We start from the raw sequence: 7,768 nt of genomic DNA, 5'->3' as shown, positions 1-7,768 counted from the left end.
TACACCCGTTCCCATGCCGAACACGGAAGTTAAGCTTTAGCACGCCGATAGTAGTTGGGGGATCGCCCCCTGCGAGGATAGGACGTTGCCACGCGAACGTAGGAACCCAGAGATGGGTTCCTTTTTTGTGCAAAAAATAAAACCAGTAGTGGCGCATGACCGCCAGCGTAGAAGGAATGGCGACTGCGCGGCGTCAACAGTGAAACAAGCGAGAACCGTTGTGCGTAGGTCGTCATGGCCGTCCACAAGGGGAAGCACACCTCCTTGATTGAATATGCGGATGATTAAATGATGACCGGTACCCGATAGTGGCAGCGTCATGCCGACTAGCTGGTCTCAGAATTGTCTGGAAAATTATGCTGTTGATCCAATCACCCGAATGTTAACTGCTGAATCACCCGATTAAGTTTGCTTATTGGTGATTATTATCATTTTTATACGACGGATTTGTTCAGGAGAACTTTGGCCTAATCGCCGTGGTGTGCTATCATAGTTATTGTTATGGGTGGCCCCGGTTACCCGAACAATCAAACGCGTACGACTAATCTTTATAAAAGAGAGAATGGGTGACACACATGAAAAAGTATCGTAACTACCGCCTGAGTCTGGGGTGGCAGATTTTGATTGGGCTGGTACTTGGGATTATCCTGGGAGCGGTCTTTTATCAAAATAAAGTGGCCATTACCGCCATGCAAAACATTGGGAACATGTTTATTGGCTTGATTCAAATGATCGTTCTACCAATCGTGGTCTCGTGTTTAACCGTTGGAATTGCGAATATGGGAGACATCAAGCAATTGGGCCGGGTTGGTGGGAAGACCATCATCTACTTCGAAATTATGACGACCATTGCGATTGCTTTAGGACTGCTGGTCGGTAATATTTTCCATCCTGGGGACTTTATCGACATTCACCAACTACATAGTACGGATATCAGTCAGTACGTCTCCTCGGCCAAGTCAGCGCAGAATACGGGGATTTGGTCAACCTTAATGGGCATTATTCCTACCAACATTTTCAAGTCGCTGGGTGAGGGGGATATGATGCCGGTCATCTTCTTCTCCGTCTTCTTTGGTTTAGGAACCGCAGCCATCGGCAAACAAGGACAGGTCATCATTGACGTTTTAGATGCTGTGTCACAGGTGATGTTCCGCGTAACCAACTGGGTCATGCATACGGCGCCAATCGGGGTGTGTGCCTTGATTGGGGTCACGATTGCCCAGATGGGGATCTCGGCGCTGGCGCCCTTAGGCTACTTTATCGTATTGGCCTACGGAACCATGGTAGTTTTCATCGTGGTCTTCATGGGAATCGTCGCCCGGATGTTCCATTTCAAATTGTGGGATCTCTTGTACGTGATTAAAGATGAAGCCGTGCTCGCATTCTCCACAGCCAGTTCCGAAGCGACCTTACCCCGGTTGATCGACAAAATGGACAAGTTTGGGGTCAGCCAGGGGATCGTCTCCTTCGTGATTCCTACCGGGTACACGTTCAACTTGGATGGGTCTGCCATCTACCAATCATTGGCGGCACTGTTCTTGGCACAGGCCTATCACATTCATCTGAGCTTAGGCCAACAGATTACCCTCTTGGTGGTCTTGATGATTACGAGTAAAGGGATGGCCGGGGTACCTGGCGCATCCTTCGTGGTCTTACTAGCGACCGTTTCGACGATTGGGGTTCCTATGAGTGGTTTGACCTTTATCGCCGGGATCGACCGGTTAGTCGACATGGGCCGGACCGCGGTTAACGTGGTCGGTAATTCCTTGGCAACCGTGATTATCGGAAAATCTGAACATGAATTTAGTGAAGAAAAGAGCCAAGCTTACCTGCAGGAGATGCGGCGAGCGAAGGCGAAAGCTTAATTGCTGAAGTAGTGTGGGATAAAAGACGGTTAGTCAATGAGTATGAACAGACGAATAATCCCGGACTTGGGTTGCTTGTCTATCGGGGTTAAGCGGAGTTGACGGACTTGGGTTCCACGTTTCAGCCATTCAGAGCACAAAAGAGTCTGGGCCAAAGTTTTGGCCTAGGCTCTTTTTTTATGGTTTTACAATATTGGGTGTTGATGCCCGAGCAGAATTTGACCCGCCATTTCTTATGGAGGGCCTTTTGGGTATAATCGTTTTACCGTCCGCAACTGGGCCTAAAGGCACTCCTAAAAAGTTGAAGAAGGACCCTTTTTCGCTGAACCGGCGTTGAAAGTCGAATATTGTTAGTGAACGTTCCGCTTTAGAAGTAGATGAGGATGGCAACTTAACCGGTCAGCCGATTTCGAAACCAACTCATGACATTTGTCACATCGAAGTCATGACAAAAGCGCCTATTAGCCTAACCGGTAACTTGCTACACTGAAGTTATTCCATGAGGGGGCAAGTACAATGAAACCAATTATTCAAGCAACGCAGTTACAGTTCAGTTACGGCGCCCACGCCGTCCTAAAAGACGTGACGTTGTCGATTGATCCTGGAGAAATTATTGGGCTGATCGGTGAAAATGGCGCCGGCAAGACCACCTTGCTTAATTTAATGCTCGGTCTGTTTTCTGTTCGTCGCGGGCAGTTACACCTGTTTGGTCAGCAACCGGGAGCCCCGATTGCAAAACAAAAAATTGGGACCATGCGGCAAAAAGACATGGTCATTCGCGGGGTGACCGTACAAGAGGTTTTACGCTTAGCAGCGGCGCAGTATCCCGAAGCCTTAAACGTGACGACCCTGCTGAAAAACTTGGAATTGACCGCCATTGCCAAACAACGCTTGACCGCATTATCCGGTGGTCAACTCCGCCGGGTGACGTTTGCCCTCGCATTAGTTGGCAATCCGGACCTATTATTTTTAGATGAGCCGACGGTCGGAATGGATACCAACGCACAACAAGCCTTCTGGCGCGGGATTCAGCAATTAAAAGCCGCCGGTAAAACGATCGTGATTACCAGCCATTATTTACCTGAAATTCAGGCTGTCGCCGACCGAATTTGCTTATTGCGCAACGGCGAGATTGCCTTTCAAGGTACGTTCCAAGCACTTCAAGAACAGTACCAGCAAGTTGAAATCACTTGTCAGACGGCGTTGCCAGTGGCGGCCTTTGAAAACTTACCGGGGGTCACTGCGGTTACTAAGACGGGACCACGACTGAATATTAGTAGTGAAGCGGGTGACGCCACGCTTCAGGCCCTGGCACCAGTTTTGGCTGACTTACGACAAGTCACGATTAAACGCGAATCATTGACGGATATCTTTGTCCATTTGACTAAGGGGGTCATCGCATGAATGCTTGGTTTGAACGCTTTAAATTTGACGGTCGTCGACTAATCTTACGGAATTTTTCATTCCAATTCTTTTCCCTGGTCATGCCCGCCGGCTTTTACTTGTTATTTACTAAGGTAATGGTCACTGGCAACGTTCCCGCTAGTTTCAATGTGAAATACATGGGGAGCATGATTGTTTACAGTGGTACGATCAACGCCTTGTTTGGCATCGCTGCTTTTTTACAACGGGACCGTGAAGCGGGGATCTTGCAGTGGTGCTGGCTATCGCCGACCGGTATTCGGCCTTACTACTTGTCAATTGGGTGTTGGAGTCTATTAATGAACACGTCATCCGTCGTCGTCCTCGGTGGAATCGCCATGGGGGTCAACCACGTGTCGCTATCAGTTGCGCAGTGGGGGGCAATTGCGGGGATTGCCATTTTAGGGCAACTGTCCACGATGTTACTCGGTGTTTTGATGTCATTTGTTGAACGTGCCGAAACGCTCAGCGTCTTAAGCAACTTAATTACCTTTCCAATGGCGATTATTAGTGGCTTGTGGTGGCCGTTAGGACTGTTACCGAACTGGCTGCAACCAATTGGTAAGCTCATGCCGACTTATTTGATTAACGATTGGTTGGGACGGGTCGCCACTCATGGTACACTGTTGACATCAGATATCTTGGGGACCGGTGCGTGGATGATAAGCCTGCTAGTCGTGGTCATCGTTAGCGTCCGGTTATTATTAAAACGGAGTGATGGGGTTGTTCGGGCATAAATGGCGACAAAAATTCAAAAATTTAACGTGGTCCAGCTATATTTGGCTGGGCTACTTGCCGTATTCAGTTGCGATGTACTTGCCAGTGACCGGATGGCAAAATATAGTGTGGTTAAGCTTGCTGGGCTGCTTTTTAATTCTCTATATTCTCGTGATTGAAAAGCCAGTGTGGCGCCGAATCACGATGCCGTTAGAGTTAGTTGTGACGGGCCTCTTTGCCATCTGGGGCGCCAATAACTACATGATTATTTTCCCGGGGTGGCAAGTCGCGTTTATCTTAGGACGCAGACCTAAAAAATATTTTTATCAATTCATCACCGGTTACTACGCGATGATTTTAATGGGTCTTATGCATGATGTGGTCCTAGATCACCAGTTGTTTAGTTGGCAAAATGGCGCAGTCGTGGGTTTAATCTTTCCGCTACTGTCCCCTATCATGGCTTACACGTTCACGCGGTCAATTTGGCGGCAGCGGCAGTTGCAGCAAACTAACCGGCGACTGCAAGCCATTATTCAACGGGACGAACGGGAACGAATCGCCCGGGACCTGCATGATACCCTGGGGCAGAGCTTTTCGATGATCACACTCAAAACAGAGCTGGTCAAGAAGTTATTGGTCAAAGCCCCCGAACGGGTCGCCGCTGAGTTGACCGATATTGAGCAAACTAGCCGGCAAAATTTACAGCTGGTTCGGTCGATCGTCAACGATCTGCACCAGCAGTCGTTAAGTGAGATGTTGCTTAATCAGAGTCGTAACCTAGTGGCGGCCAACGTTTGGCTGACGACCACTGGTGAAGCGGCTGCCACCCAGTGGCCAACGCGGGTGCAGGGGGTTTTTGCGGAAGCCCTCGTTGAAGCCATGACCAACGTCATTCGCCACGCGCAGGCCCGTAATGTGTTCGTGACCTTTCAGCTAACTGACCTAGGTTACCATGTTCAATTACAAGATGACGGTAAAGGTGGGACGCTCAGTCGGCCGAATGCAAATGGGATTCAGGGGATGCGCACCCGGATGTTGAACGCGCACGGGACGTTTGCGATTGAAGCCCAAGCCCACGGAACTCGTGTGACCCTGAGTTTACCAAAGGAGGAAAATGTGAAGTGATTACGCTTTATCTAGCCGAAGACCAAAGTATGTTGAACTCCGCGTTGACCCAACTCTTGGAACTAGAAGATGATTTGCACGTGGTCGGCAGTGCTCGTGATGGCAAGACGGCGTGGGTCGACTTACAACAGTTACGGCCACAAGTGGCGATTTTAGATATTGAAATTCCGGGGATGTCGGGACTGGACGTTGCGGATCGGCTCCGGGCCGCGGACTGGGAGACCAAAGTGGTGATCCTAACGACCTTTGCCCAGCAGGCTTATTTTGAGCGGGCCGTCAACGCGCAAGTGGCCGGCTACTTGTTAAAGGATAGTCCGAGTGACGACTTAATTGACACGATTCGGCAGGTCATGCAGGGCAAGACAGTCTACGCGCCTGAGTTAGTGGTTAACATGTTTTCAGCGGCCACAAATCCGCTGACCAGTCGCGAACTGGCCGTTTTAGCGGAAGCTGATAAGGGATTATCTACGAAGACGATTGCGGCTAACTTATACCTCTCCGCGGGAACGGTCCGCAACTACTTGTCAGCCATTTTCAGTAAACTAGGTGTTCATAACCGCTTGGAAGCCATTAAAGTTGCGAAGGATAATAAGTGGTTAACTAACGAGAGTGGAACAAAAGGCGGTTAGTCAATGAGCATTAACGTCGATAGACGAATAATCCCGGGCTTGGATTGTTTGTCTATCGGGGTTAAGCGGAGTTGACTGCCTTTTGTTCCACGTTTCAGCTATAGACGTTCGGAGTGCAAAAAGAGTCCGAGAGTTATGTCCCAGCCGCGTTAGCAATGAAAATGATGATCCTTCATCGCTTCGCCGACCAGCAGCGACAAGTTGGACTAAACTGGGTTGGAAGCAACCACTAAAAAAGCAGGTCACCATCCTTCGCGAATGGTGACCTGCTTTACTGTTGGAGCAATGTCTTCAAATGAATACCAGCGCAATCACGCTGCGTGGCGGTAACACACTTGCGGGGTGATTCCCATCAGCCCATGGGCGCCGCCAATTCACGTGATTAACCGGAATCGGTTTGGTATTGTCTTGTTGTGACTTCTTTCGACCGTTCAGAGATTAAAAACCAGCCTAGTTGAAACGGCGTCAGTTACTAATCTTCTTCTCCCCACCGGGTTCCCCCAGCGGTGAAGCATAGTTACGAGGTTGTAACGCTATCCTGGTTAGCACGTCAATGCATCCATGCCGAATAGTGCCGAGAAAAAGGGCGTAACTCTAGCTTGCGTTATCCATTAAGTGGCTTGAACCCGACTGATCCACGAACGAGTTCGGGAAGTTCAGACGAGTTACGGTCGGTTACAACGCCGACAGCGTCTGAAATAATGTGGTCAGTCGATTCTGTTTAAAATCTGCCAATCGAACCCCCCGCATCAAGCTACGGGGCCCGGGTAAGGGAAAGCTAGAGTTCCGTTCTCCTCAAAGCGTCAACCAAGAGGGGTGAACAGGCAGTAACTTTCCCACCGGCGAGTTATAACACGCTCCGGGATCATCTAAAAGTTGCGATGTCATGTTCAATCACCTCCAAGGTGTTTAGTCGACAGGGATGGACGGGGGATAAACGAAAAAGCGCTTAGCCACAACTAGCTAAGCGCACCACAAAAAACATGTGTGAGTTTTGGCTAGTCGTTGAGTTTTAGCACTATACGGCGTAGTTAGTTCATAACAGCTACATTAGATCAGGCCTTAAATTGACCTGAACAGCTGACTCATTGGCGTTTCTCGACGTTTCTGAGCAGTAGCATTTTCCGTATAGGAGCCTCACCTAACAGCTTCTGATTTATCCTATGTAAATAGTGTATACCATTTTCAAAGCAAGTGCAAGCAAAAGACTCAACTTCCAGCAAATAATAATTATAATAACTTACTATAAAAATAGTTATAGGAAGACCGGCGTTTCCAACGCTAGTTTAGAATCATTCTTGATTTAAATGTTGAAAACGGTTATGCTAAAGGTGATTCAGAATTCAGAAAATGAGGGGAGAAATTATCGTGAATTATATTGGTTCAGCGTTACCCGATTTTCAAGTCAATGCGTATCAGGACGGTGAGGTCAAAGCCTTAACGGCGGATGATTTACGCGGCCACTGGTCAATTCTGTTCTTTTACCCAGCAGACTTTTCGTTTGTTTGTCCCACGGAACTTGGCGACTTAGCGGCCCACTACGCGGCATTTCAGAAGCAAAATGCAGAGATCTACAGTGTTTCCGAGGATACCGAGTTTGTTCACCAGGCTTGGCACGAACAAAGTGAAGAGGTCGGTCAGGTCAAGTATCCAATGATTGCGGATCCCGCTGGCGAGTTGGCACGGCACTATGGTGTGCTCGATGAAGCGGCCGGTCAAGCTTACCGGGGTGTCTTCATTCTAGATCCCCAAGGTGAAGTGCGTTCTTACACGATTAATGATATGGGCATCGGCCGCAATGCCGGCGAAATTTTGCGGACACTGACTGCCGCACAATTCGTTGCGGAACACGGTGACCGTGTCTGCCCAGCTAACTGGCATCCAGGCGAAGAAACGCTGAAGCCAGGGACCGATTTAGTTGGTAAGATTTAAGCCAGTTGAAATGAGTTAGTGTATTTAAAAACGACCACCGCCAGCATTTTCTGCCGACGATGGTCGTTTATTATCAGT

6 protein-coding genes, 1 rRNA gene and 1 riboswitch are annotated in these 7,768 nt (G+C 48.9%); all 7 genes read left to right on the top strand.

Translation table 11 applies throughout. The annotated features are described in order from the left end of the window. A 5S ribosomal RNA gene (rrf, locus tag FAY32_RS07195) occupies positions 1-94 on the top strand; the annotation flags it as partial. Between the two features lie 481 nt (positions 95-575). Beyond that, the gene (locus tag FAY32_RS07190) at positions 576-1,865 is read left to right on the top strand and encodes a cation:dicarboxylate symporter family transporter (RefSeq protein WP_143462771.1); all 1,290 of its coding nucleotides are present in this window, start codon (positions 576-578) and stop codon (positions 1,863-1,865) included. Positions 1,866-2,381: 516 nt separating this feature from the next. Beyond that, a complete protein-coding gene (locus FAY32_RS07185) occupies positions 2,382-3,269 on the top strand; it encodes an ABC transporter ATP-binding protein (RefSeq protein WP_143462770.1) in 888 nt (295 codons plus the stop codon). After that, positions 3,266-4,024: an ABC transporter permease gene (locus FAY32_RS07180; RefSeq protein ID WP_143462769.1), complete on the top strand. Its 759-nt coding sequence runs from the start codon at positions 3,266-3,268 to the stop codon at positions 4,022-4,024. The genes FAY32_RS07185 and FAY32_RS07180 overlap by 4 nt, the downstream gene beginning before the upstream one ends. Continuing rightward, the gene (locus FAY32_RS07175) at positions 4,005-5,129 is read left to right on the top strand and encodes a sensor histidine kinase (RefSeq protein ID WP_143462768.1); all 1,125 of its coding nucleotides are present in this window, start codon (positions 4,005-4,007) and stop codon (positions 5,127-5,129) included. The genes FAY32_RS07180 and FAY32_RS07175 overlap by 20 nt, the downstream gene beginning before the upstream one ends. After that, entirely contained in the window at positions 5,126-5,758 is a 633-nt protein-coding gene (locus tag FAY32_RS07170; RefSeq protein ID WP_143462767.1) for a response regulator transcription factor, read from the top strand. Before FAY32_RS07175 ends, FAY32_RS07170 begins: the two co-directional genes overlap by 4 nt. A gap of 990 nt (positions 5,759-6,748) precedes the next feature. Next, positions 6,749-6,914: riboswitch (M-box (ykoK) riboswitch) on the bottom strand. 194 nt (positions 6,915-7,108) lie between these two features. Further along, the gene (locus FAY32_RS07165; protein ID WP_404820124.1) at positions 7,109-7,690 is read left to right on the top strand and encodes a peroxiredoxin; all 582 of its coding nucleotides are present in this window, start codon (positions 7,109-7,111) and stop codon (positions 7,688-7,690) included. Positions 7,691-7,768 lie beyond the last annotated feature (78 nt).

The sequence above is a fragment of the Levilactobacillus enshiensis genome (assembly GCF_007115095.1).
Taxonomy (GTDB): Bacteria; Bacillota; Bacilli; order Lactobacillales; family Lactobacillaceae; genus Levilactobacillus; species Levilactobacillus enshiensis.
This window is presented reverse-complemented; position numbering and strand designations above follow the sequence as displayed.

Coding starts and splice junctions, on each gene's coding strand:
- FAY32_RS07190 (WP_143462771.1), top strand. CDS start 576: ATGAAAAAGTATCGTAACTACCGCCTGAGTCTGGGGTGGCAGATTTTG.
- FAY32_RS07185 (WP_143462770.1), top strand. CDS start 2,382: ATGAAACCAATTATTCAAGCAACGCAGTTACAGTTCAGTTACGGCGCC.
- FAY32_RS07180 (WP_143462769.1), top strand. CDS start 3,266: ATGAATGCTTGGTTTGAACGCTTTAAATTTGACGGTCGTCGACTAATC.
- FAY32_RS07175 (WP_143462768.1), top strand. CDS start 4,005: ATGGGGTTGTTCGGGCATAAATGGCGACAAAAATTCAAAAATTTAACG.
- FAY32_RS07165 (WP_404820124.1), top strand. CDS start 7,109: ATGAGGGGAGAAATTATCGTGAATTATATTGGTTCAGCGTTACCCGAT.